21 protein-coding genes are annotated in these 25206 nt (G+C 50.3%); 3 read left to right on the top strand and 18 right to left on the bottom strand.

What is annotated here, in order from left to right; translation table 11 throughout:
- Nucleotides 1–75: 75 nt before the first annotated feature.
- Nucleotides 76–1371, bottom strand: coding sequence for a galactokinase (locus HW447_RS06585; protein ID WP_176254518.1), 1296 nt, complete (start codon nt 1369–1371; stop codon nt 76–78).
- 255 nt (nt 1372–1626) lie between these two features.
- On the opposite strand from HW447_RS06585, the gene HW447_RS06580 reads away from it, so the two are divergent.
- Nucleotides 1627–2583, top strand: a complete 957-nt coding sequence (locus HW447_RS06580) for a TIGR01212 family radical SAM protein (RefSeq protein ID WP_176254517.1) — start codon at nt 1627–1629, stop codon at nt 2581–2583.
- A gap of 56 nt (nt 2584–2639) precedes the next feature.
- On the opposite strand, the gene HW447_RS06575 is transcribed toward HW447_RS06580, so the two are convergent.
- From HW447_RS06575 to HW447_RS06510, 14 genes are all read right to left on the bottom strand, one after another.
- Nucleotides 2640–3779: a CapA family protein gene (locus tag HW447_RS06575; protein ID WP_176254516.1), complete on the bottom strand. Its 1140-nt coding sequence runs from the start codon at nt 3777–3779 to the stop codon at nt 2640–2642.
- A gap of 14 nt (nt 3780–3793) precedes the next feature.
- Complete coding sequence (locus HW447_RS06570) at nt 3794–4654, bottom strand: DegV family protein (RefSeq protein WP_176254515.1); 861 nt, start codon at nt 4652–4654, stop codon at nt 3794–3796.
- A gap of 141 nt (nt 4655–4795) precedes the next feature.
- Nucleotides 4796–6319: a hypothetical protein gene (locus HW447_RS06565; protein WP_176254514.1), complete on the bottom strand. Its 1524-nt coding sequence runs from the start codon at nt 6317–6319 to the stop codon at nt 4796–4798.
- A gap of 146 nt (nt 6320–6465) precedes the next feature.
- Entirely contained in the window at nt 6466–8475 is a 2010-nt protein-coding gene (gene htpG, locus HW447_RS06560; protein ID WP_176254513.1) for a molecular chaperone HtpG, read from the bottom strand.
- 355 nt (nt 8476–8830) lie between these two features.
- Nucleotides 8831–10039, bottom strand: coding sequence for a sigma-70 family RNA polymerase sigma factor (locus HW447_RS06555; RefSeq protein WP_176254512.1), 1209 nt, complete (start codon nt 10037–10039; stop codon nt 8831–8833).
- A 50-nt stretch (nt 10040–10089) separates the two neighbouring features.
- On the bottom strand, nt 10090–10596 hold the full coding sequence (locus HW447_RS06550; RefSeq protein WP_176254511.1) for a DUF5721 family protein: 507 nt from the start codon (nt 10594–10596) through the stop codon (nt 10090–10092).
- Between the two features lie 176 nt (nt 10597–10772).
- Complete coding sequence (locus tag HW447_RS06545; RefSeq protein WP_176254510.1) at nt 10773–11930, bottom strand: class II fructose-bisphosphate aldolase; 1158 nt, start codon at nt 11928–11930, stop codon at nt 10773–10775.
- The gene (locus HW447_RS06540) at nt 11921–13372 is read right to left on the bottom strand and encodes a lactate racemase domain-containing protein (protein WP_176254509.1); all 1452 of its coding nucleotides are present in this window, start codon (nt 13370–13372) and stop codon (nt 11921–11923) included. The genes HW447_RS06545 and HW447_RS06540 overlap by 10 nt, the downstream gene beginning before the upstream one ends.
- Nucleotides 13373–13425: 53 nt before the next feature.
- A complete protein-coding gene (locus HW447_RS06535) occupies nt 13426–14301 on the bottom strand; it encodes a triose-phosphate isomerase (RefSeq protein WP_176254508.1) in 876 nt (291 codons plus the stop codon).
- Nucleotides 14298–15488, bottom strand: a complete 1191-nt coding sequence (locus HW447_RS06530) for a diphosphate--fructose-6-phosphate 1-phosphotransferase (protein WP_176254507.1) — start codon at nt 15486–15488, stop codon at nt 14298–14300. The genes HW447_RS06535 and HW447_RS06530 overlap by 4 nt, the downstream gene beginning before the upstream one ends.
- Before the next feature lie 56 nt (nt 15489–15544).
- Nucleotides 15545–16372 (bottom strand): sugar phosphate isomerase family, encoded by an 828-nt coding sequence (locus tag HW447_RS06525; protein WP_176254506.1) that lies wholly within the window; start codon nt 16370–16372, stop codon nt 15545–15547.
- 96 nt (nt 16373–16468) lie between these two features.
- Nucleotides 16469–17548: an ABC transporter substrate-binding protein gene (locus tag HW447_RS06520; protein WP_243176225.1), complete on the bottom strand. Its 1080-nt coding sequence runs from the start codon at nt 17546–17548 to the stop codon at nt 16469–16471.
- A gap of 50 nt (nt 17549–17598) precedes the next feature.
- A complete protein-coding gene (locus HW447_RS06515) occupies nt 17599–18390 on the bottom strand; it encodes an ABC transporter ATP-binding protein (protein WP_176254505.1) in 792 nt (263 codons plus the stop codon).
- On the bottom strand, nt 18366–19175 hold the full coding sequence (locus HW447_RS06510) for an ABC transporter permease (protein ID WP_176254504.1): 810 nt from the start codon (nt 19173–19175) through the stop codon (nt 18366–18368). The genes HW447_RS06515 and HW447_RS06510 overlap by 25 nt, the downstream gene beginning before the upstream one ends.
- Nucleotides 19176–19402: 227 nt before the next feature.
- On the opposite strand from HW447_RS06510, the gene HW447_RS06505 reads away from it, so the two are divergent.
- Nucleotides 19403–20425: a LacI family DNA-binding transcriptional regulator gene (locus tag HW447_RS06505; RefSeq protein ID WP_176254503.1), complete on the top strand. Its 1023-nt coding sequence runs from the start codon at nt 19403–19405 to the stop codon at nt 20423–20425.
- A gap of 30 nt (nt 20426–20455) precedes the next feature.
- Here the strand turns inward: HW447_RS06505 and HW447_RS06500 are convergent, their stop codons facing one another.
- Complete coding sequence (locus HW447_RS06500) at nt 20456–21577, bottom strand: glycoside hydrolase family 88/105 protein (RefSeq protein WP_176254502.1); 1122 nt, start codon at nt 21575–21577, stop codon at nt 20456–20458.
- Nucleotides 21578–21730: 153 nt separating this feature from the next.
- On the opposite strand from HW447_RS06500, the gene HW447_RS06495 reads away from it, so the two are divergent.
- Nucleotides 21731–22660, top strand: coding sequence for a helix-turn-helix transcriptional regulator (locus tag HW447_RS06495; RefSeq protein ID WP_176254501.1), 930 nt, complete (start codon nt 21731–21733; stop codon nt 22658–22660).
- Nucleotides 22661–22784: 124 nt separating this feature from the next.
- Here the strand turns inward: HW447_RS06495 and HW447_RS06490 are convergent, their stop codons facing one another.
- Nucleotides 22785–24596: a S8 family peptidase gene (locus HW447_RS06490; RefSeq protein ID WP_176254500.1), complete on the bottom strand. Its 1812-nt coding sequence runs from the start codon at nt 24594–24596 to the stop codon at nt 22785–22787.
- Between the two features lie 253 nt (nt 24597–24849).
- Entirely contained in the window at nt 24850–25170 is a 321-nt protein-coding gene (locus HW447_RS06485) for a DUF1292 domain-containing protein (protein WP_176254499.1), read from the bottom strand.
- Between the last annotated feature and the right edge of the window lie 36 nt (nt 25171–25206).

Here is a 25206-nt window from a genome sequence, read left to right as displayed (position 1 = left end):
AGAATCATCCGCCAGGATGGTATCTGCAGCGCCCTTTGCTGGATACGGCAAGACTATTTCTTTATTTTTCCGGCATTATTTCAGCAGCTCATTGACGCAGACCGCCCCATAAGGCCGGATACTCATACGATACGCGCAGCCCTCGCCCAGACAGCCCTCGATGTACTTTATATACTCATCGGTCAAATCATTCGGCAGCATGGCCATGATGACCCCGGCGAAACCGCCTCCATGGACTCTGCAGGCACCTCTCTGTTTTTCAGCGATAAACAGTTCTGTAAGCGCCAGTGCGATTGTGATGCCCTGTTCCTGGCAGGCGCTGGCAGTAAAGCAATTCTGGAGCCATTTCCATGAGGAATTGCCAGAGGCGGTGATGTTTCTGAGGAAGTCCTCAAACCGGCCCTCTTTTAAAGCCTTCACCTCCTCTTCCACTCTCTTATTTTCCTCAAAGAAATGAAGGGCGCGCAGAACGGAGCGGTCTCCTGCATACGCACGTACCTTTTCCAGATGTTCGATCACCTGCTCCTCTGCTACCTGGGCCAGCACTTCTTTTCCGAAAAACCGGGCTACCTTTTTCATCTCGTTTGGAACCGAAGAGTAGTCGGCGCTGAGATCCGCATGGCCTTTTCCTGTCTGTACGATAATCAGGCTGTGATCCTGGGAGCCAAAATCAAAATCAATTTTCTCTACTCTGGGGGATGACGGCTCTGCAAAATCAATGGTGATCAGGCCGCCCACCGCACAGGCCATCTGGTCTAAGAGGCCGGAAGCCTTATCCCAGTACACGTTTTCTGAGTATTTTCCAATATGGGCATAGGCCACGTTGTCCATACGGCCTTCATTGAAAAATGTGTTGAGCATGGAACACAGAAGCATCTCAAAGGAGGCAGAGGAGCTGACGCCGGCAGCGCTGATCACGTTGCTGGTCACATAAGCGTCAAATCCGCCAATCCTGCAGCCGGATTCCTTAAAGCCTTTTAAAAGCCCCTTGATCAGATCTGCGGTTCCGGCTTTCTTAGCGCTTGGCTCCAGCTGATTTAAGTCAATGGTAATGTCCTGATCATAGGTTTCGCTGATGATATGAACCAGATCCGACTGATTTCTTGCAGCCGCGCCTACGCAGTCCAGGTTAATGCTTCCTGCCAGCACCTTTCCGTGGTTATGATCCGTATGGTTTCCGCTGATCTCCGTGCGCCCCGGAGAAGAGAATAAAAGAATATCCCCGGTATCCCCAAATTCCTGTTCAAAGCCTGTCAGCACTCTTTCATAACGGGCCTCATTTGCAGCTGCCCCTTCTTTGCCGTAAAACTCTGCCATCAGAGCAGCCGCCTTGTCACTTTTTAAAAGCTGGATCGTTTCTTTTACATTCATCCCTGTTTTACCTCTCCTTCTTAAAACACATAGGGCGGCGTCCTTACAGGGCAAAAAGCTTACCTTCCCTGATCACACACCCCCTTTACGCACAGTTTATCATAAGATGGAGCTTACCTTCAATACAATATTTTCCTGTGTTCCTACAATTTTCTGGACAGACTGTTTTTTTCTGTTATAATACCCTCAGAATCATGCTGTTCTGCTGACAGCCCCAAGTTCTTTTTTATCCCCCTTTAAAGAAAGGATACGCCTATGACCCCAAAAAACTGGAATGGAAAGCCCTATCATTCTCTGGACTATGAACTGAAGCATACCTTTGGCCGAAAACTCTACAAGCTTTCTCTGGACGGCGGCATGACCTGCCCCAACCGGGACGGAACCTGCGGAAACCGGGGCTGTATCTTCTGCAGCGAAGGCGGCTCCGGCGACTTTGCCATTCCGGCCGGAAGGGACGTCTGGGATCAGATTGAAGCTGCCAAAGAACGGATCCGTCTGAAAATGCCTTTAACCGGCAGCCAGCCGGCCTACGTGGCCTATTTTCAGTCCTTTACCAATACATATGCGCCGATTTCCTATCTCTCCCCCCTGTTTTCACGGGCCATTTCCCATCCACAGATCGCCGCTTTGTCCATCGGTACCCGGCCGGACTGTCTGGAAACGGAAACAGTAGAACTGTTAGCTGATCTGAACCGGATAAAGCCAGTATGGGTAGAACTGGGACTGCAGACCATCCATGAGGATACGGCCCGTCTGATCCGCCGGGGATATGAACTGCCTGTGTTTGAATCTGCCCTAAAACAGCTGAAGGAGGCGGGAATCACGGTTATTGTTCATGTAATTCTTGGCCTGCCGAAAGAAACGAAAAAGCAGATGAAAAAAACAGTCTCCTGGCTGTCTTGCCAGCCCATTGACGGGATCAAGCTTCAGCTGCTTCATATATTAAAAGGGACGGATCTGGCAGCTTTATACCAGGACCATCCCTTTCCCGTGTTTTCCATGGAGGAATATATTGACTTTGTGATTGACTGTGTAGAAATTCTTCCGCCTTCCTTAACTATCCACCGGCTCACCGGCGATGGCCCCAGGCAGCTGCTGATCGCACCGCTTTGGAGCCAAGATAAAAAAAGGGTCTTAAACACGCTCCATCAACGTTTCAAAGAGCGGGATACATGGCAGGGAAAGCTGTGGAATCCCCAGAACACAGTCTAGCATGGAATGCTGCGGTTAAACCGTGCGAGAAAACAGAGCCGGGCATACGCCCTCGTTTACTCTGTTTCTGACACCTGTCCATTCTCATTCACCGTCACTCCATAAGAAATTCCGGTCATGTACTCGTAAAACTCCCTGGTCTCATCCTGAGTTTGAAGCATCCTGGTATACCCGGCCGAGGAAACGCCTGGGATCAGGGACAGCTTTGTCTCCCTTCCGTCCCATTCCGCCTGCAGCAGAGCTGTCTTTGGGATACTGCTTCCAAATATAAAATTGCCCAGACTGTATACAATGGGCTTGCCCTTATAATATTCTATTCCCTGGAGCACATGAGGATGACTGCCGATTACCAGATCTGCCCCGGCATCAATGTACTGCTGTCCCAGAGAACGCTGATAGGCTTCCGGCCGTTCACTCCGTTCGATGCCCCAGTGGACATAAACCACCACATAGTCGCACGTTTCCTTTAAAGTGCGTATCTCTTCCAGCAAAAGCGTGGGATCGTAGGTGGTCAGCAGCCCTGGTGCAGCGGCAGCGGCATTCCATGAAGCGACAGGAATCACACGGGACGCTCCCAGAAAACCGATCTTCTTTCCCTTTGCCGTAAGAACAGCCGGCTGTTTTGCCTCTTCAAGATTCCTGCCGGCCCCCACATGGTAAATTTCAGCCTGATCCAGTGTATCACAGGTATCCATCAAAGCCTCCGTTCCAAAATCCAAGGTGTGATTATTAGCCAGAGTGACAATATCAATTCCCATTTCCTGGAATATGGACACATTCTTTGGAGGAAGCCGAAAGGTAAACTGCTTATCCTCCGCCGCCGTTCCCCGGCTGCTGAACGGAAATTCCTCATTTGCCATGAAAATATCGCTTTCATCTATCATCTTCTGAAAGCCTGAATCCAGAATCCCCCGGATTCCTCCGCCCTTGGAATAGGCATTTAATACGTGATCCGAAAGAAGAATATCCCCTGCAAATACAAGACGGACGGGAGCGTCCTCCCTGGCCTCTTCCTCGTTCTCATTTTGTATAAAGATTTCCTGGGGTTCCTCTGCAGCTTCAGACTTTTCTGTTCCTGGACTGGAGGGGCTTACATAGCTGCCCTCGTTCCCATATCCCAGGGCAAATATACCAAGGGCTGCCAACAGCAGTCCGAAGAATACTGCAGCAGCCCAAATCCATCTTCGTTTCTTCATCTGCACATCCTGTTCTACATGGCAAGCACAATACCGCCGTCATTGGCATAGACCGTAGCCACGCCTGCGGCCTCTGTGATCACAACTTCCTTAAACCGGGCGCGCTTCTCCAGCTCTTCCTTTACATACCGGGCGCGTTCCGGGTTATTTACATGGCAGATCACCGCCCGTTTCCGGGAAACCATGTCTCCGGCCTCCTTTACCGCGATATCACACATCCTCTGCAGAGCCTTATTGATTCCTCTTGCCTGATCCAGCTTGATGATCACGCCTTTATCTGCGCCCATCACCGGTTTAATATTCAGCGCCGTGGCAAAAAATGCCTGAAGTCCTGAAAGCCGTCCGTTCTTGCGAAGCGTATCCAGGCTCTCCAGAACAAAATAGGTCTGCATATGGCCGCAAAACGCCTGCACCTTCTCCACTACTGCCTCAAAATCCAGTCCCTCCTCACAAAGTTCCTGAATATACAGAGCCATATTAAGCTCTCCCGATGAGGCAGAAAGGGAATCAATAACCGCAATTTTCTTTGTTGCCGTCTCTTTGGCCTCCCTTTTTTCCTCCTCATACAGTTCCTTTGCCAGAACGGCAGAATTATAGCTTCCGCTCAGATGACTGGAAAGAGTCACCACAAAGACAGCCTCCGCTTCTGCCTCCTCATATGCCGTCTTAAAACGCTCCGGCGAAGGGCAGGCCGTCTTGGGGCACTCCGGGCAGGCCTTTACCATATCTATAAATGATTTTTGATCAAAGGTCTCATCATCTACCACCTGTGCACTGCCTACCTGCAGGGTCAGCGGCACCATCTGAAATCTTGGATCCCTTTTTAATTCTTCTGTCAGATCCAAGCAGCTGTCTCCAATGATCTTATAAGTCATAATCCTATCCTCCGAAAATACCATGTCCGTTCTTCAACACGTAGTTTTGATTACTACTTATTATAACAGCATACTTTATAAAATGCAAGACCCAGACGCAGGATAGCGCCAAAACGCACCCGGCAGTGTACGGCTCATGATTTATTGACCAATGCTCTGATATACCTGATCCGCCTGGCCTTTTAACTCCTCATAGTAGTCAAAATGCAGGATCACAAATTTATCCTCGATCTGTCTCACATACCAGTCGGAGTGATGGGAGGTACCGTCCGCAAACCGGGTGGAAGTCCGGCAGGAACGGTATGTATGGCCTCCAAGCTCCACATTTTCAGAGCTGTCCACCTGATATCCCTCTGTGCTCCCATACTGTCTCAATACATCCATAAACCGGTCTAGCTCCACATCCGCTTCCGTAAAATCCACCGTCACACGGTAGCTTAATTCCGGGTCATCGGGATCCACGTGCTCACCTCCTACCAGCGCATAGGTCCGGCTGCTTCCATCCCCCTTTAGCACGACGGCTTCCTCCGGAAAAGTCAGCGTTAGATCCGCCCATGGATTGGTATAGTGATTTCCCTCAAGGGTTCCCAGGGTAAATTCCTCCTTTGGCCGTTCGCTGCCCTCCTCCATATATCCGTCAGCCCCAAAGGTGTATTCCACCCCATCCACCGCTTTCGTAACGGAAGTAACCATATGGCCCAGCTCATCCACATATTTCCAGCCTCCTGCATCCTGGATCCAGGCACTGTACTGGATCTTTCCTTCGTTATCCAAATGGTACGTCAGCCCCAGTTCATCCTGCTTCCAGCAGTTTGCAGCAAAACTCCCGTCAGCCAGCCGGTATTTCCAGCCCGTTTCACCGGTCTGTTCCCAGCCCTCGATCCCGCTGTAGGGCGTAAGACAGCTTAAAAATGCAGCCGCCCGGTCTGACTGGTCTGCAGAATAGGTCTGGCACAGCACATAGATCTGGTTTCCCTCCTGACGGATGTAAAAATCATTGACCAGCATTTTTTCCATCTGCACGATATACGCCTGAACCGTCTGCTTTTGGAGGTCGGAAAGTTCCGCCGTGTTTAAATAGTCCCGCATGGAGTCGGCCATCAGCTTTCCGTAATCCACCTTCAGATATTCGTATTCCTTTGTACCCAGAGTAATTCTTCCGCTTTGGGCCGCCGCTTCATCTAACCCCGACTGCGCCAGTTCCGCCTTCAGAGTCTCAACATTAAAAGAGGTTCCTGTTCCATCGTCTGCCGGCATTACAAGCCCCATATTGACTATATAAGATTTATCCGTCTCATTAACCTCAGACGCCGCAAAATCCACCTGTACCTGATCTGTGGATTTCATCTGCGCCACCAGCTGTCTGGAAAGTTCCCAGGAGCCGCCTGTACGGTCTACCTCATACTCCTGGGGAACCTGAACGACAAAACCTCCCATACGGCTGGTCACGGTCTGTCCGTCAATGGTGCTTAAACCCAGAGGCTCCCCAAAAGCTCCAAAGGCTCCCCAAAGGGAGAGGGCCGCCCCCACTGAAAAGCTCAGGCACACACGCAGCAGACGACCCGAAAGCCTGCCTGCTGCAGCGTCAGTTCCCCTGCGCGTTCTTCTGTTCAAATGTCTTTGTTCTATCCAACGTTTCCCGCTCTCATATCTGGTCGCTTTCAATGCTCTGTTTCCTCCTGATGCAGTCTGCCCTTTTCCTGTGCAGACCTGAATTTACTGACGGCAGCAAAAAGCCGATGCAGTCCCTTACCGCACCGGCTTCCCCTGCAGAGTCGCTCACAGCCTCTGCCGTAGTTTTATTCTACTCTTTATTCTACCTTCTGTCCAGCCATAATCATCATAATTTCATTGCTGCGGCTGACAAATTTTGTCATTCTCTCAGGAGAGAGCGCTCCATGAGCCAGACTTGCAAGATCGTAAAGCTGCTCACAGATCTTTTCCGTGTTTGCACCGTCCTTATGTTCCAGAACAAACTTTACCAGAGGATGGTTTGCATTGAGTACCAGAGTCTCACCGGCTCCGCCGAACATACTCATATCCATGCCGCCCATATTGTACATCTTCATCATATCCTGCATTCTTCTTGTTTCCTCGGATACAGTGATCATGGAGGCGATGCCTGTATTCTTCATCTTCTCCACCCGGATATCCATCTTATCGTTGTTTAAAGCCTTCTTAAATAACTCAGTCAGCTCCTCAGAGGACTTCTTAAACGCCTCGTCATCCTCCTTCACCTCTTCCTTAAAGGAAGCGTTCAGATCTGTATCGATCCGTAAGAACTTCACGCCCTCTTTTTTCTGCTCCACATGGCTGATAAATGGATTATCAATCGCAGCCGGCATGATCACAGCGTCAATGCCCTCTTCCTTAAAGAGATTGATATACTGGCTCTGCTCCTTCTCATTGGTCACATAGAAAATGGTATTTTCATGCTTTTCCTTATTCTCATCCAGACAATCCTGTAAGGTCAGATACGTTCCGTTCAGATTCTTATACAGGATATAGTCGCCCATCTTCTCTGCAAACTTTTCATCCTTAATATAGCCGAACTTGATGAAGGGAGCGATATCGTCCCAGTATTTCTCATAGTTTTCACGGTCTGTCTTGCACATACCGGACAGCTTGTCAGCCACTTTCTTTGTAATATAATCAGAAATCTTCTTTACAAAGCCGTCATTCTGCAGAGCGCTTCTGGATACGTTCAGAGGCAGATCCGGGCAGTCGATCACACCCTTTAAAAGCATCAAAAACTCAGGGATCACTTCTTTAATGTTGTCTGCGATAAATACCTGGTTATTGTACAGCTTGATGGTCCCCTCAATGCTCTCATATTCCATGTTGATCTTGGGGAAGTACAGAATACCCTTTAAGTTGAACGGGTAATCCATATTCAGATGGATCCAGAATAAAGGCTCCTTATAATCTCTGAACACCTTGCGGTAGAAATCCTTATACTCATCCTCCGTGCACTCATTGGGGTGCTTATTCCACAGAGGGTTAGTATCGTTTAACGCCACCGGACGCCGTAAGATCTTATACTTTTCTCTGGAAGGCTCGATCTCCACTGTCTCCTTGGTTCCGTCCTCATTCTCCTTTTCCTCGGTCTTTGCAGGCTCGATAACCGTCTCAATTACCTTGTCCTTATCTGTCAGTTCATCCTTCTCAATGGTATCATACTGAGGCTCTGCCGTTTCATTTTCCAGGAAAATGCTTACAGGCATGAACGCGCAGTATTTCTCAATGACCTCTCTTGCACGGTACTCATTGGAGAACTCAGTGCTGTCCTCATTAAGGTACAAAACGATGGTGGTACCCACCTCTGTCTTCTCGCCCTCTGTCATTTCAAAATTGATACCGCCCTCGGACTCCCAGTGGATGGCTTTCGCGTCCTTCTGGTAAGACAGAGAGTCAATGGTAACCTTGTCAGCCACCATAAACGCGGAATAAAATCCCAGACCGAAATGTCCGATGATCTGATCCTCATTTGCCTTATCCTTGTACTTCGCCATAAAGTCCTGAACACCGGAAAACGCGATCTGGTTGATGTACTTGTCGATCTCTTCCTCTGTCATGCCAAGGCCGTTGTCCTTAATGGTAATGGTCTTTTCATTTGGATTTACACTGACCTGGATCTTGTATTCTACCTCTTCCGGTTTCTCATACTCTCCCATTAACTCCAGCTTTTTAAGCTTTGTGATCGCATCGCAGCCATTGCTGATAAGCTCGCGGTAAAAAATATCGTGATCGGAATAAAGCCACTTCTTGATCACCGGGAAAATATTCTCGCTGGTAATGGATAAACTGCCTTTCTTTGCCATAATATGCGCCTCTTTCTTCTGAATTTTTCTTAAAATCATATCATTTGGAACCTCGGAATTTTCTCCGGTTCTGTTCCACTGTCTGCAAATATTTTTCAGGGGCAGCAGCCTGTTTTTCCTTCTGCTGTCCGCTCACAGATACCATTGTAGTACCAGTTAGGTGAAATGTCAACAAAAAATTAGCACTCATTTTAATCGAGTGCTAGCAAGCATCGTGAATGACCGGCCGGGATCAGGCAGAATCGGTATATGGCTCAAAACAGATCCTCCTGTAAAAACAGATCCGGCCCGAAAAAAGGAGCTGTATCCCTTTTTTCGGGCCTCATATTTTGTTAAAGAGCAGGCTGGTTTCCGCCTACGGCAGAAAATCCCGTATCTTCCTGCTTCTGGAAGGATTTCTCAGTTTTCTCAGCGCCGCAGTCTCGATCTGGCGGATGCGCTCGCGAGTGACCTTAAAGCGCTTTCCCACCTCCTCTAATGTCATGGGATGACCCGTTTCCAGACCGAAACGAAGAACGATCACCTCCCGCTCCCTTGGGTTTAATCCCTGAAGCATCTGATCAATCTCTTCCCTTAAAAATACGCTTTCTGCCTTTTCCTCGGTGGATGCGTTGGCATCATCGGCTACAAAGTCTCCCAGATTAGAACCGTCCTCATCCCCTACGGGCGTTTCCAGGGATACAGTATCGCCGGAGGACTGCATCAGTTCTGTGACTCTCTTTTCCGACATTCCCACTTCTTTTCCAATCTCCTCATTGGAAGGCTCTCTGCCCAGACGCACAGCCAGCGCCCGCTGGGCTCTGCGCACCCGGTTCACTGCCTCTACCATATGAACCGGAAGCCGGATGGTGCGGGACTGGTCAGCCAGGGCGCGGGTGACCGACTGCTTAACCCACCAGGTAGCATAGGTACTCAGACGATAGCCCTTTGCGTAGTCAAACTTCTCCACTGCCTTCATAAGGCCGATATTACCCTCCTGAACCAGATCCAAAAAGCTCATGCCCCGTCCCGTATACCGTTTTGCAATACTGACTACCAGCCGCAGATTGGCTTCCACCAGTTTCTGTCCTGCAAGAGTATCCCCCTCTGCCTTTCGTTTTGCCAGCTCCTGCTCCTGTTCCTGCGTCAGCAGGGGAATGGAACCGATCTCTTTTAAATACTCCCGGATGGGGTCTGTACTGGCAACGCCTTCCAGAAGCTGCTCATGCAGCGCATTTTCCTCGTCCTCACCCTCGTCGGAAGAAGGAGAAAAGTCCTCGTCCTCATCTTCAGAGGAATCACGATTCCAGCGGTATCTGCTGCCAATCAGGTCAGATACTGCCTCATCTGAATCATCCTCATCCTCCAAAAGCAGTCCCTCATCTCCCGGAGTCTCTGCGCCCTCATCCGAAAGAATCTGAATTCCCCGCTTTTCCAGTCTGGCGTAAACCTCCTCCATCTCCTCAGGCGTTACCGCATCCTGGGCAAAGCAGTCCAGCACCTGCGTCATCTCCAGCCGGCCTCCGTTGGTCTCTGCCTGAGCCATCAGTTCCTCCAGTTTCTTCGTCCATTTCGTTTTATCCATAATGCTCCCCTTCCTGCGTCTTAAAGCCGATCCCTTATCCGCTCTGTTTCCTACCGGTCTGCTGCCTCAGTGCATGGAATCTGATGAGAGCGGAAAAAGTCTCTCACCGCCTGATCCCACTGTGTATCCAGCGTCTTATCCATGGTGAAAAACTTCAGCGCGGTCCCTGTAATACAGTATAATTCCCCTTCTTCATACCGGATATTCAGATAAAGTCCCTGTATCTGGTCTCCCTCAATCCCCGCTCCGCTGCTGGCCGCAAAACGCTCTGTGTTTTCCGGCGGAAGCTGCAGCACGATCTTAAAGCTTTCCGGCAGCTTTTTCCCCTTAATCAATGAAAAACAAAAAGGACGCAGCTTTTTCCAGGAAGAAAACTCCCCGATCTTCTGCTCCTCCCGCTCTTCCTCTGTATAATACCCCTGTCTGGTATGCCCATCCATGGTAAAGCTGTTATATGTAACGATATTTACTTCCTTAACCCAGAATGAGTCAAAATCCTCTTTCACAAAGAGTCTGGAAGTAAAGGACTTAACATCCTCGGCCTTTAATGCGATCATCACTTGTCTCCTGTCCGGGCTGTAAATGTTGTCGAAATTTTCCAAATCTTATTTAATTATACCTTTCATGCCTGAAAACGTCAATCAGTTTACGGGAAATGACGCAAAAACCGGCGGCAGAGAAACACTCTCTTCTCTGCCGCCGGCCCGTTTGCTGGCCTTATCTGTTTTTGGCTTTAAATTCCCGCTTTCCGGTAGCGTTCTGCCATCTCCTCCTGGGAAACCTGCTCCACCAGAGGCGCTTTTCCAAAGGAACCGAACTCCACAATCAATATTCCTGCCACTTCCTTTACGCCCCGTTCAATACAGTCCACAATGGCTGCCCGATCCTCATCTTTCACCGTTCCGTACATCACGGTATCCATGATCGGCGTAAGAAATACTCTGGGATCAAACTGATTCTTTTTTGTCTCCAAAAGCTCATAGATCCCGCCAACTGACGGACTGCTGCGAAGCTGGGGCCTGGCCGCAAACAGCTCCTTCATATTCCGGGTCACTGCCAGACGGATATCGGTATCTACATTGATTTTATTGATGCCGCAGCCGACGGCGGCCTTCAGCTCTTCAATGAAGATCCCATGGGTGTCTTCCAGCTCCCCGCCCAGGGCGTTGATCTCATCCACAATATATTTCGGAACGGTAGAAGAACCATGAGAAACCAGCGCTCCAAAGATTCCCAGATGATTCATACACTCCCGGATCGCCACCGGAATCTCTTTACGCAGCTTCACATTCTTCCCCTTGGAGGCCCCATGCATGGTTCCGTAGGAAATTGCCAGGGCATCAACTCCCGTTTTCTGGAAAAACTCTACGGCAGACAAGGGATTCGTATAGGTAGAGGACGCGGCAAATACATGATCCTCCACCCCTGCTAAAACCCCCAGCTCCCCTTCTACGCTGACGCCTCTGGGATGGGCATATTTTACCACCTCACGGGTCAGTTCCACATTTTCATCAAAGGGAAGAGATGAGCCGTCGATCATAACCGAGGTATATCCGCCCTCAATGGCTGCCACGCAGGAATCAAAATCGCGTCCATGATCCAGATGGAGCACCACCGGAACCGACGCATTTTCGGCGTGTTTCTTTACGACGGCTGCAATATTGCGGGCGCCGGCCTTTTTATCCTCCAAAGCAGCATGAATAAAGTCGGTTCTTCCGCCCATAAAGCCGTTGGCCAGATCCGCCCCCTGTAAAATGGCCGGGGAACGGAACATCTCATGGACCTCAATGGCCGCTTTGGCCTGGGCCGCCGCATTTACATTAAACGCGCCCTGGCCGAAGCCGTATCTCATGGAAGCCTCCAAAAGAGGCCGCAGTGGAATTAAAGACATGGATCTCCCTCCTTCATCATCAGATGGACTGCTCCCAGCTTAAAAGTCTTTGGCAGAGCCAGAATATTAGGCTCAGGCCCTGTAAACTTCTTTCTGGCATCCTCCAGGGCCTCCTCGATGGTGGCTCTTGTCTTAAGTCCCATCCCTCTTGCGTATCCGGGTTCCTGAGCGCCGCATACGTAGATGGCCGCTGTGTTCATTTCCGCAATATGGGCAGAACTTATCATGGAGAAACCGTGGAAGGGATGAAAGGCATTGCAGTAACGATACCTGCGGATGTATTCTTCATTGGTGGCAAAATACTCGCCGTAACGGTTCAGATCCGGCAGCGTGTTCATGTAATCCTTCTGAAACAGGTCGTAAAGCTCTCTCATATAAGGCCATCTTTCATCATGGAAGTATCCGTTGCAGATAGAGGAGCAGATGATCACGCAGTGATCGCTCATCACTCTCTTATGGCGCACTACCTGGGCGGAAATGGCCTGCATCATCATCACCGGATTGGTTCCCATTCCATCGCCGTAGTGGAAATTCTGGGGAAGGCCGAAGACCATCACATCGTACTTCTTCTCTGCCCAGGGGATATACGTCCGCTTATCGGCCGTGATCCAGGAATGTGGCTGCATTACCTTTGCGTAACCGCTGTTGATCTCGATCTGTCTGGAATAGGTGTCCAGCACCGCATCACAGCAGAAAAACTTCTTTCCCATGCACTTTTCCATATGCTGGCCAATCTCATCAAACTTGGTGCGCATAAGGGAATGGCCGCTGACCGGTGTAAAATCCTTCCGGTGCATCACCTGGGGTACATGGTGGGAAGCAATGGAACGCCAGTGGGTGATGCCGGTAGAACAATGTTTATAGCCGCCGGAATAGCCTCCATAGGGATTTCCCTGGGTGTGTCCAATGAGGATTGCAACATCGCTGTCATATACATATTTGTTCATGAGGACAGGATCTCCCCGGTCTGTGGTACCCAGACCTACCATATGGTCATAATCCTCGCTGTCATGAGTGATGATCTGATGGGTATACCAGAACTCATGAAACAGCTCTTCCCCCAGGATCGCCCGTATCTCCTTCTCCGTGCTTCTGGGGTGAAGGCCGTTGGAGCAGATCATCAGGATATCCTTTTTCTCCACGCCCACAGAATACAGTTCCTTAAGGATCAGCTTAATGGAGAGTTTCCGGTGTGCCGTAGGCTGAAGCCCCCCTTTTACGATATCCGGGAAAATAATCACAACCCTGGAGCCTTTATGAGCCAGTTGTGTCAGCGGCGGCATCCCCATTGGATTGCGGATGGATTTTAAGGTTTCCTCCTCCAGCTTATCCTCCGGGATACAGGGCGGATCCGGCACCGTTTCTCCTGGGATAAAAATGTCTGTATTGTCCGGCAGAACGGCATCTACCATCCCCTGCCCGTATTCAAATGATACTTTCATAATAAATGTTCTCCTTCCCGGATCCGCAGATCCGTTTTTATTGATGCTGCGGCTTACAAGTCAGACCGTTTTGATCCTTTCGTTTCCCGCCTCTCTCCGCCGTCCAGATACAGCCTCACAATCTCCAGATATTCATTGGGATAAAAGCCGATCTCACCGGAAAACCTCGTCAGGGCGATAAGACCGCCGTCCATATCCGGTACCGCTGCCACCATGGCCGCATTATCCTGCTTTAAGCCGCCGCCGTAAACTACGTCCATGCCTCCCGTCGTCTCCTTCACAAAAGCGCCGATCTTTCCAATATAATCCGAATCCGGAGGCGTCTTTCCCGGCCCGATAGCCCATACTGGTTCATAAGCGATGGTAACCTTTGTCCGATCCGTATCCTTTAGCCCTTCATCCAGCTGCTCCTTTAAAACCTCCTGCCACCGGGGCTGCTCTTCAAACGTCTCTCCAATACAGTAAAGAACGTTAAGCCCCGCGCGCACAGCCTCCCGGATCTCCTGATTTAGGATCCTGTTTACTGCCGATGGATCTCCGCCTCCGGCCTCCAGGATCCCCGCCTTATCCCTCCGCTCCTCGCAATGGCCGATGAGCACGCAGCTGCAGCCAAGAGCCTTTGCCGCATTGGCCGTGCGGCTGGAAGTAAATGCGCCGAAGTTGCCGCCGATGGCCGTATCCTGACGAAAGACCCCCTGACAGCCAACCTTTACCGGACTGTCCTCACAGAGGGCTCCCACCGCATTCAGCACATGGGCCTCCGGGAAAAACATGACAAATTCTGTATCCCTCCCCTTATAGGCCTTCAGCGCCTCCTGAGTATTTCTTACGATGAAGGAGCCCCACTGTTCCACCGGGGCAATGGCATTGACACCGCCGTACTCCTTTGGAATGTCAAAACGTTTCAGGTTTAAAAAAATATGCTTCATCCTCTTCCCTCTTCTCTTTTCCTGTATATCTCCTGAAAATCAATGTAGTCCGGTTCGTCCTCTCCCGTAAGGGGACGGCACCATGCTGCAAAAGCTTCTGTCACATCATTTCCCCGGTCATTGATATACGTTTCCGGCATGGTGCGCTCTGTAAGCATAACCTGATCGATGGGAATACGTATGGGACGGATACAGTATTCCCCCGGCTGCCGTTCAAAGCCGATCATGATGCCGGTTTCCCCCTCCATGGCAGCTTTTAAAGCCTCTCTGCCCGCCAAAACAGCCTCCTTACGGTCTGTAGGGGACTGAAGGGCGATGGAAGCCCTGCCGCAGATCCCCGGCTTTTCGCTCCTTGCTTTGATCCCAAGCTTTCTGATTACCAGCTGTGCCAGGTACGCTCCCACATCCCCATAATATACCGACCGTCCTGTCTGGAAAACAGGAGGAACGATGGGAGTTCCGTTCTCATCCTTTAATCCCTCGCTGGCAACCACTACCACTCCGCCCAGCCTCTCATACAGTTCCTTCACATCCTCCAAAAATTCTTCTTCCTTAAAAGGGCGTTCCGGCAGATAGATCAGGTGGGGCGCATCCCCCTTGTTTTTCCTTGCCAGGGCAGAAGCGGCTGTAATCCAGCCGGCATTTCTCCCCATGGCCTCCAGGATACACACATGAATCGGAAGAGACCTCACATCCGCCCCCACCTCCGCCGTTGTCCTGGCAATATATCTGGCCGCGCTTCCATAGCCCGGAGTATGATCTGTTATGCCAATGTCATTGTCTATGGTTTTGGGAATCCCGGCTACTTTAATATCAGAATCTGTTCCCAGGGCGCGAGCCAGCTTTCCGCAGGCATCCATTGTGCCGTTTCCGCCGTTAAAGAGCACATAACGGATTCCATATTTTCGCAGAATGGGCTCCATCGCCCTGTAATCCTCCTCTTCCAGCGCATATCTGGAAGAGCCGATGGCTGTTCCGGGGGTAGAAAGAAGCTTCTTGCCTTCGTCTCCGGCAAACTCCAAAAGATCCAAAAAACGCTCCTTCAAAATCCCTTCACTGCCTCCGATAGCCCCATATACTGCGCCGATCCTATCGCTTTCTTTGGCCTGTGCAAGCACACCATACAAGGAGGCGTTGAGCACCGCCGTAGGGCCGCCTCCGTGAACTACCAGTACATTATTTTTCATAAGCCAACCTGCCTTCCGGCCATTTTCACAGCCTGTTTTTCCTGTACATATCACACTTATATTCCGTCAGAAAGAGCCGCCACATAGTCTGTAAAGGTGAGCGTCAGATCTGGATGGCCCTGAAGCAGACTGACCGGAAAAGCGGATGATGGTTCGCCGTAGGCTGCCCGGCGCACCACTGCACGATGCCAGTTTCTGAAACAGCCCAGACGGATCTTTCCCGCATGAGCGATCTCATATATGCCGATGGAGACACAGTAACGGGGCATATCCTCCAGGGCTCCGTTAAAGTCCCCAATGGCGTTGGCAGTCCGTGTCTGGGGCGTAATTTCTAAAACACGGGTCTTTTGAGCCAGAAATTCCTCATTCGTCAGAGAGGGATCAGCCTCATTAAAGGCTACATGGCCATTGATTCCAATTCCTCCAAAAGCGATATCCACGCCCCCCAGTTCTTCGATCAGCTCTGGGATCCGGCCAGTATCAAGGGGATCGGGGAATACTCTCTGCTCTGGCGGCATCAAAAGCTCCGGACGGATTCTGTCATACACCGTCCGGTTCATAAACCCCCGAAAGCTTAGGGGATGCTCTGCCGGTATCCAGTGCTTCTCATCATCCAGATATTCGTCCATGTTAATAAACCAGACATTTTTCAGGCTAATGTTCTGTTCATTTACCATATCCACAAAATAGGGGTACTGACCCACGGGGCCTACGGGACAGATAAATACGGTTTTCTTCCCCTCTGCATTGTGCGTCCTTATTTCCTCTGCCATTTCCTCTGCCATCTGCTTAAATACGGATGCATTATCCTTAAGGCAGAACAGCTTTATTTTCGGATCTGCCAGCAGCTGTTCTTTTGTATAGCTGTAATAGTCATGTCTCATGGGTGCTCCTTTCTCGTCTCCTGCGGCCTGATATGCATAAAGAGAACGCCCGGCGCCCAATACCGGCCCCCAGGGCGCTCTCCGCGATGATTTTATCTATTTTCCTGCTTCGATCATATTCTCAAGCATCACATAATCGGACACCGGAACTTCCTTCTCTACCTGTCCGCCGGCAATGAAATTATCCTGCTGGATCTTGTAATAGTTCTCTACTGTGCCGTCTGCAGCGCCCTCAGCCACCTCTTTGCCAGTCAGCCAGTCAGCGTCGCCTCTCTGATCAAATACACTCGCCTCGTCTGTCTTTGTTATGGCCGCCACTGCCTTTGCAGTCTCCTCATAATGATCATCTGCCGCATAATCCATTCCCTTAAAGAGGGCCCTTGTAAAGCGGAGGATCTTATCCTGGTTCTCCTCTGCATACTTTGGAGTTACGATCCAGCTTGCCAGAGAAACGGTAGTATCCTTAAAGGTCATGTTGTCTGCCAGCTTGGTTGCCTCCGGAACCTCTTCCAGGATCTTTAAGCTGTTGGGAGACCAGGTTGCGCAGGCGTCTACGCCGCCGGAAATCATAGCGGTCACGATACCGGATGCGTCCATGTCTACCGGTGTGATATCACTCATGGTCATGCCTGCCTTTGAAAGTGCGTTATTTAAAATATCTTCGCTGGAGGTACCGGAGGAGTAAGCCACTTTCTTGCCCTTTAAATCCTCCATGGTCTTTACTTCCGGTCCGCCGATGAGAGCGTCTCCATTGGAAATATGGGACAGCGCAGCGATCTTTGCCTGACCGTTGACGCAAAGCTTATGGGCGCCCTGGCCGATATAGCCGATATCGATGGTGCCGGATTCCATAGCTGCAATAATGGTGGGACCGTCTGCAAATTCTGCCAGATTCAGCGTAATGCCCTCTTCCTCCATATACCCCTGGGCCTGAGCCGCCGCAACAGACCATAGACTTCCGTAGTTAGGCATATATGCAATGTTCAGAGTAATGGGCTCCTTTTCTGCCCCGCTCTCCCCGGCATCTTCTGTCTTAGCCTCTTCCTTTGATGCCTCTGCGGTTTTCTCCGTCTCAGAGGGAGCCGCCGCAGAACCGGAAGCGGAGCCGTCGGAGCAGGCTGCCAGAGACAGTGCCATTACAGATGCCATTGCTGCTGCTAAAAAACGTTTTTTCATAAATAAATGTCCTCCTTAAACATTATATAGTTTTGAAACACGTACCTTTCCTACTTTCTGACTTCCAGATATTCCTTGTATACCTCACCCCAGATATACGTCTTAAGATCCAAAAATGGAAGCTCCATCTTCATCTCCTGAGTTCTTGGATATGGAAGATTGATATCCACAATCTTTTTGATCCGTCCCGGCCTTGCGCTCATGATAATAACCTTGGTTGCCAGAATAACCGCTTCTTCTACATCATGGGTAATAAAGAAACAGGTTTTCTTCTCCTCCTGCCAGGTTCTTATAAGCTCTGACTGAAGCTGTGTTCTGGTCTGTGCATCCAGCGCTCCAAAGGGTTCATCCATCAAAAGCACCTCCGGCTGAACCGCATACGCTCTTGCGATGGCCACTCTCTGCTTCATACCGCCAGAAAGCTCCTTTGGATAGGCATCCACAAACTCCTCCAGCTGAACCATCTTTATGTACTTCATGGCCAGCTCCCTGGCCTCATCATCCTTCATTCCCTTTAATTTCAGGCCGAACATGACATTTTTAAGAACGGTCAGCCAGGGGAATAACGCGTACTGCTGGAATACCACGCCGCGCTCAGTTCCTGTCCCCTCTACCTTCTTTCCGTCCACATATACAGCGCCGGATGTAGGCTGCAGCAGACCCGCTATGATGTTGAGCAGCGTGGACTTTCCACAGCCGGAAGGCCCTACCACACAGATAAATTCATTTTCCATGATATCAAGATCCACGCCGTTTAAGGCGACCATGCGGCCCTTGCGGCCATCATAGATCTTTTCCACATGATCAATCTTTACCTTTACACGTTTCTCGTCTCCTGCCATCCGGTGAACCTCCTTTCCAGATATTTGATAATCTTCTCACTGGTAATGCCGATCACGCCGATGATAATGATGTAGAGCAGCATGGGGGCCACCTCAAAGCTGTTGTTTAACGAACGGATACGCATACCCATACCGGCGTAGGCACCTGTGGATTCTGCGGCGATCAGTGTTGTCAGGGCTACCGATACGCCCAGGCGGACCGCTGTGATGATAAAGGGCGTGGTAGCCGGGAAGATCACCTTTACAAACAGATCCCTGTCCTTTGCCCCCAGCACTCTGGCCGCCTTGATCAGCGTCTCATCCACATTGCGGACTCCCTGATAAATTGTCACGGTCATAATAAGGAAGGTCGCCATCCAGATTACGATTACCTGAGGCCTTCTTCCTACTCCGGCAGAGATAACCACCAGCGGAACATAAGCCAGAGGCGGAATGTTTCGGATGAACTGAATCCAGGGCTCTACAATGTAACGCACAGGCCGGTACCAGGCCATAAGAAATGCCACGGGAACCGATGTTATGAATCCGAATACGAAACCAAGGATCACGGAGATCATACTGCTGCTGAAGTCCTCCCACAGCACTCCCCTTTGTACCATGGTTCCAAGAGCCGCTAAAACCTCCGGCACAAAGGGAAAGCTGCGGGCCGTAGTCTCGTTTACCGACAGCCATTTCCATAGAAGGATGGCTGCCAGAAAGGAGATCAGCAGCCATCCCCAGTTTGGGATACGGCTGACAGCGTCACGCTCCGTACCATCCTTCTTCCTTTTTTCATCAGAAGCCATAATTTTTCCTCCTGTTTTTTATTTTTGGCTATTATTCTTTGTGTTCTTTGCCAAATTATCCCCATCTTTTATGAATTAAGTATATCATATTATACAAAAATGTCACTTCGTTTCTAGACAAACGTTTGCGTTATTTTTTCTGCAATTTTTGTTTATTTTGCGTTTTTCTCTGTCCTTTTGCGTTGAGATACGTTATACTGGGATATATAAAAAGGAGGCGAGCTGCAGTGACGCTTAAAGAGATTGCCGCAGAGGCCGGCGTATCCATTTCCACCGTATCACGAGTGATCAACAAAAGCACCAGAACACCTGCTGGAAAAGAAGTGCAGGACAGGATCTGGGAGATTGTGCGGCGCACAGGCTATACGCCCAACCACACAGCAAGAGAATTAAAAAAGGGCTCCTCCGTCAGGGAGGAGCCTCTGTCGCGTTCCCTGGCCTGTCTCTTTGCCAGGGTGGAGGACGGCGCTGCTGACAGTTTCTTTACTCCTTTGGCAAGAAGTATAGAAAAAGAAGCCTTCCGTCACGGCTATATTTTAAAATATTCTTTTTCTGCCTTTGACATCCGCCATCCTGGTACCTTTCGTCTGATTGAGGACAATCAGGCAGACGGCGTGGCGGTTCTTGGCCGCTGTGATAAGGAACTGCTGAAATTTTTGAAGCAGCACTTTAAATATGTGGTCTATGCAGGACTCAACAGCCTGGATGCCAAATATGATCAGATCATCTGCGACGGCGGCCAGGCAGCCTTCACCGCTGTAAACCGCCTGATCGAACTGAAGCACCGAAAAATCGCCTATATCGGCGAAACAGACAAAGAGGAGCGGTACGGCGGTTACTGCCGCGCGCTTAAAGAGGCAGGTATCCCTGTTTTAAAAGGATATATCAGCAATGTGAAACTGTCCTCCGAAGGCGGATACCACGGAGCCAATGTACTCTTTGACAGGGACTGCGATGCAACCGCTTGGTTCTGCTCCAATGACATGACCGCCATCGGAGCCATGCGGGCTGTCAAAGAGCACGGCCTTCGGATTCCGGACGATATCTCTATAATAAGCATTGATGACATTGATACCGCCCAGTATCTCACCCCCATGCTGACCACCATCCACATCCCCATTGAGGAAATGGGAAAAATGGCTGCAAAAACACTGATCGACCGGATCGAGGGCGGCCACACCCTGCCTATGAAGATTCACTTTCCGTTTTATATTGCAGGCAGGGAGAGCTGTCGGGAATATCGGGGGTAGATTGACAGCCATTATTCAAAGTACGCCCTCTCAGCTATTCAGCGCCTCTGCCAGCGCCAGGATAGTCAGGGACTGACCGTAGGCCATGGGAGCAATCAGAATATTTTTGTAATGATCCTCATTAGCGCCCATTCCAGTGCCGCCGGATACCTGAAGAACCGTGCCGTCCTCGTCGATGTTATTTAATATGCCCTGGATAGCTTTTTGCGCACAGGGAAGATAGGAGTCATCTAAAATACCATACCGGATGCCCTTTAAAATGCCTGCCGCAATTGCCGCCGTACCAGAGGTCTCTACATAGCTGTCAGGATCGGTAAGCACCGTATGCCACAGACCGGTCTTTGGATCCTGAAGTTCCTTCAGTTTCTCGGTCTGAGCCTTGTAGGTATCTACTACGAAGGTCTTTAAACCGGCGTTCATGCTTCCCTCAAACATATCAATGTAGTCCAGGATCCCCAGAGTGAACCAGCTGTTGCCGCGGCACCAGAAAACACCCCCGAAATTGTTTTTCTCATTGAAGGTCCAGCCATGGTAAAACAGGCCGGTTCTGCGGTCGCAAAGATATTTAATATGCATCAGCACCTGATGAATAGATTCGTCGATCCAATCCTGACGGCGGTATTTCTGTCCCATACGGTTTAAGAAGAGAACGGTCATAAACAGGGTATCAATCCACATTTCATTTTCATTGAGGCGGACGCCCTGGCGGTCTCCGTTGGCGCTGGTAACGTGCTGGAATCCTCCCTCTTTTGTCCTGGGAAGGCAGTTCATCAGCCAGTCGGCCCATTTGAGGCAGAGCGTTTCAAATTCAGGGTCCTTAAAATCTTCATTCAGTTCTGCTAATGTCAGCAGCGGTGTGGTGGTGTTGATGTTTTTAGAAGGAAGCCCCTGACGGATATTGTCTTTAAACCACTGGTATAAGAAATCCCGGTATTCCTGATTTTTTTTCTCCTTCATGATCTTTAAAAGGCCGTAAAGCCCTACTCCCTGGGGCCAGTCCCACTCTCTGATCCCGAAATCCCTGCGGAAAAATCCAATCTTTTCTCCGCCTTCTTCCAGCTCTTTTTCATCCTCCGGCCCGCCCAGATTCATCAGCTTTTCGATGACCAGATTCAGCTTTTTTTCTAATTCTTCCTTATTGATTCCTTTCATATTTTCCTCCCTGTGGTCACAGTGCGCCGCCGCAGTTTCCAGGAGCGCACTGGATTTTTTTTCATTCCTGTTATATAATTTGAATGGCTGTCTCTAATGGTCTAAAATGAGTCCCAAGGAGCAGCCAAAACTCTTTAAAAAGGTGTGGATTCCATGGAAAAAGTGACTTACTACGGCGAAACTGAGGGCATTTCCTTAGAGCAGATGGTCCGTTCAGGAAAATTTGATATGCGGGTGAAGCATTTTCACACCCAATATGAAATCTTCTATATCGTGGAAGGGGAACGCATCTTTTTCTTTAATAACCGGGAATACCTGGCTAAGGCCGGGGATCTGATCCTTGTAAATTCCAATCTGATCCACATGACCCGTTCTGCTTCCGGTTCGGATACGGGACATAACCGGATCATCCTCTACATCAGCCGTGAAAAGATGAACTCCTATGAGACCATGTTTCCCTCGCTTCATCTCATCCAATTTTTCGATGACTACTATGGAATTTACCATCTTAACGAAGAACAGAGGGTTCTGATCCTTTGCCTGTTCCGAAGCATCCGTCACGGGCTTTCCAATCGCACCCGCAATTACCGCACAGGCATTGATCTGGATATTCTGGCCTGGCTCTTTAAGATTATGGATTTTGCCAGACAGCGGCATCAGGAGATGCCAATAGAGTCGGATGATCCCAAATACCGGGCCGCATACAGCATTGCCGACTATCTGACGGAGCACTGCGAACGTCCGGTTACTTTAAATGAACTCTGCGGACATTTTTACCTGAGCAAATCCTACATCTGCCGGATTTTTAAGGAGGTAACAGGATATACGGTCAGTGAATATACCAATATTCACCGCATCCGCAAAGCCAAACGGTATCTGGAAGAGACGGATATGAGCATCTCCGAGATTTCTCACCTGCTGGGGTATGAGAGTCTGACTTATTTTGAACGGATGTTTAAGCACTATACCACACTCTCGCCTCTCAAATACCGCAAGACCCTGAATACGGTCACTTATGCCAATCAGTTCAAAGAGGCGCAGGACGCCTGCGCTTTGGATTCTTCCTCTGCCGACGTTTTGTAAAGGTGCGCCTGCACAGCCTTTAAACATCTCCCGGCTTTTACAATGTACCACAGGGGCGGGAGGAATTCTTCTTCTGGATTGACGGGAATTAAATTTTTTCAAACTATATTGTACTGGGACTGCCTCACAGAGGCAGACTGTCTCTCACACACAGCGCTCCGTATCCCAGCTGCTCATTGGGCCACAGGGCATGGCCGGGCAGGGGGCGGGCGCCTCGTATCAGATATGCTTTTACCTTTTCTCCGTAGAGAAAGGGATCCTGACCATCTATGATCCCCCACTGCATCAAAAGGGCAGCGCTTCCGGTGACAAACGGCGCCGCAAAGGAGGTGCCTGTAACGGCTCCGTATCCTCCCTGGGCCCTGGCTGTGATAATATCCACACCAGGGGCTGCCAGATCCGGCTTCACCTGACGGGTCTGGCGGGTGAAACCGCGGCCGGAAAAATCGGCATAGGCCAGGGTAGAATCATTGTAGGCTCCCACGGAAATAATCCCTGCGGCGGTAGATGGGATCGTAAGGGTGGTGTCCGGTACAGGCCTTAAAAAACGGGTGGAGGGATTCAGTATACGGCCCGAGGGCAGCCAGAAATCGTACACTCCGGTCACCAGGCGAACCGGCGTCAGACGGAACGTCCAGATCCCGCTGTCTACGTAGTCGCCCAGCGGGATAAAATCAAAAAACACTTCCTGCGCGCGGCTGTATGGGCTGGGTTTTCCATAATAGATGAGAATGCGGGTTTTGCCGTACTCCGCCCGCTGGGGTCCCAGCCGTTCCTCCAAAGGGCCAATGCTCCTTCCGTCAGGAGCAATGATAGTGATGGTAAACTGATCCGCATAGGATTTCCACAGCTGCACGCTGAAGCTGGTTTCAAAGGGGGCGGCAGACAGTTCGATATCCTCAAAGCGGCCCTCGGTCAGCCGACCGGAGGTATGACCGGCCGCAGCCCCCTCATTTCCCGTTCCAGCAACGATCACATTCCGGCTGTAGTTGGCAGCCTCATTCATAAAGGTTTCTAAGAGGCTGGTGCCGTCATGAGAACCATAGGTATTTCCAAAACTTAAGTTGACCGCGGCCGGACGGTTAAGGGAAGCCGCCTGCTTTATGACGAAATCCAGGGCTTCCATCAGCTGGGTGGTATGGGGAAAGCTGCCCGCAGGCGGGGTTCCAAGCTTCACAATGATCAGTTCACTCTCGTAAGCCACTCCCCGGTAAACGCCGCCGCTCTCCCGGCCATTTCCAGCGGCAATGGCCGCCACCGCCGTGCCATGGCCGCTGGAATCTGCAGATGGAACGACAGCCAGAGCGGCGGTACGGTTTCCCTGATTCAAAGGGGCCTCCTCCTGATCAGTAATTCTGCCGTCATAGGCCTCCAGCGCCCGATTGATGTCCTCTTTCTCATACACCTGTCCCCGATCCTGATCCCACAGATACAAAATCCTGGTACTGCCATCCTCATTTCTGAAATCCGGGTGAAAATAATCGATCCCGGAATCAATAATTCCCACAATTACGCCACGTCCGCTCAGCCCCTGATCCAGCCCGTTGATGAGTCGGAGCCGGCCTGTTGTCTGCCGCGCTCCCGCTCTCTCCTGGATACCTGACAGGCAGGAGGCCGCCCGTGCCATATGAATGGCAAAGAACAGCCTCTTAGGTTTTTCCACATATTGGATTTCACTTAAATTACTGACCGCATCCAGCATTCCTTCCGGTACACGGGCTACTGCATAGCCATTTAAAAGCTCACGAACCTCTACCCCCCGGGCAGACATTTCCCGCAGACGGTCCAGATTTCCCGAATACCGCAGGATCAGCTCCCAGGTCTTATCTGCCGGATCGTACCCGACTTCCAGATTTTCCGACTTAAGCCGCTCCTCCTGAGTGGCGCTCAATGCAAGATTTAACAGGTTTTCCCGTTTCTGATCCACTACATCCAACGTTTCTATCTCCTCTGCCGCCTTCCGGGCCCATCGATCCTGGGGCCGCCTCTTTCTGAAGCTTATGCTTTGACGAAAAAAATCATTCCGGATCCCCGCAGCTTTTGCAGCTGTATCATCCGCAGACAGGAAAAACGAAACCGCCGGCTCCGATACAAGGCATCAAAAAGAGACGGTTTCTGTCTTTTATATACCTGACAGGAACCGCCTCCTTTTGATGTGATTATAAAGTTTTACTGCCGCAGAAGAAAACTCACTCTACCTCATCCTCTCCTACCAGCTCATCATACTCCTGATCGTCCAGCATCTCGTCAAAGGCATCAGCTACAATCTCGTACTCATCATCATCCTCGATGTTATCCAGGACAGGGGTGCCGTCCTCCGTCTCGCTGTAGCGGTATAAATATACCTCACCTTCCTCAGAATCTTCTCCTTCCATAGGAAGAAGGGCGATATAATCACGGTCGCCGGCTGTAAAAATAGTGAGAACCACGCACTCTACCTCTGTATCATCATCCAGAGTCAGGGTAACGGTCATTTCCTCTTCTTCATTTAAATTCTTCTCGTCTGCCATAATGGTTTCCTTTCTCAGATAGGGTCTGTTTACCAC

The organism is Enterocloster alcoholdehydrogenati, from assembly GCF_013282095.1.
In the GTDB taxonomy this organism is placed as follows: Bacteria; Bacillota; Clostridia; order Lachnospirales; family Lachnospiraceae; genus Enterocloster; species Enterocloster alcoholdehydrogenati.
The sequence above is the reverse complement of the archived record's forward strand: the minus strand, read 5'-3'. Positions and strand labels throughout refer to the sequence as shown.

Bases quoted from the DNA above. Each gene is read 5' to 3' on its own strand.
- HW447_RS06585 (WP_176254518.1), bottom strand. From the start codon at position 1,371: ATGAATGTAAAAGAAACGATCCAGCTTTTAAAAAGTGACAAGGCGGCT.
- HW447_RS06580 (WP_176254517.1), top strand. From the start codon at position 1,627: ATGACCCCAAAAAACTGGAATGGAAAGCCCTATCATTCTCTGGACTAT.
- HW447_RS06575 (WP_176254516.1), bottom strand. From the start codon at position 3,779: ATGAAGAAACGAAGATGGATTTGGGCTGCTGCAGTATTCTTCGGACTG.
- HW447_RS06570 (WP_176254515.1), bottom strand. From the start codon at position 4,654: ATGACTTATAAGATCATTGGAGACAGCTGCTTGGATCTGACAGAAGAA.
- htpG (WP_176254513.1), bottom strand. From the start codon at position 8,475: ATGGCAAAGAAAGGCAGTTTATCCATTACCAGCGAGAATATTTTCCCG.
- HW447_RS06555 (WP_176254512.1), bottom strand. From the start codon at position 10,039: ATGGATAAAACGAAATGGACGAAGAAACTGGAGGAACTGATGGCTCAG.
- HW447_RS06550 (WP_176254511.1), bottom strand. From the start codon at position 10,596: ATGATCGCATTAAAGGCCGAGGATGTTAAGTCCTTTACTTCCAGACTC.
- HW447_RS06545 (WP_176254510.1), bottom strand. From the start codon at position 11,930: ATGTCTTTAATTCCACTGCGGCCTCTTTTGGAGGCTTCCATGAGATAC.
- HW447_RS06540 (WP_176254509.1), bottom strand. From the start codon at position 13,372: ATGAAAGTATCATTTGAATACGGGCAGGGGATGGTAGATGCCGTTCTG.
- HW447_RS06535 (WP_176254508.1), bottom strand. From the start codon at position 14,301: ATGAAGCATATTTTTTTAAACCTGAAACGTTTTGACATTCCAAAGGAG.
- HW447_RS06530 (WP_176254507.1), bottom strand. From the start codon at position 15,488: ATGAAAAATAATGTACTGGTAGTTCACGGAGGCGGCCCTACGGCGGTG.
- HW447_RS06525 (WP_176254506.1), bottom strand. From the start codon at position 16,372: ATGAGACATGACTATTACAGCTATACAAAAGAACAGCTGCTGGCAGAT.
- HW447_RS06520 (WP_243176225.1), bottom strand. From the start codon at position 17,548: ATGAAAAAACGTTTTTTAGCAGCAGCAATGGCATCTGTAATGGCACTG.
- HW447_RS06515 (WP_176254505.1), bottom strand. From the start codon at position 18,390: ATGGCAGGAGACGAGAAACGTGTAAAGGTAAAGATTGATCATGTGGAA.
- HW447_RS06510 (WP_176254504.1), bottom strand. From the start codon at position 19,175: ATGGCTTCTGATGAAAAAAGGAAGAAGGATGGTACGGAGCGTGACGCT.
- HW447_RS06500 (WP_176254502.1), bottom strand. From the start codon at position 21,577: ATGAAAGGAATCAATAAGGAAGAATTAGAAAAAAAGCTGAATCTGGTC.
- HW447_RS06495 (WP_176254501.1), top strand. From the start codon at position 21,731: ATGGAAAAAGTGACTTACTACGGCGAAACTGAGGGCATTTCCTTAGAG.
- HW447_RS06485 (WP_176254499.1), bottom strand. From the start codon at position 25,170: ATGGCAGACGAGAAGAATTTAAATGAAGAAGAGGAAATGACCGTTACC.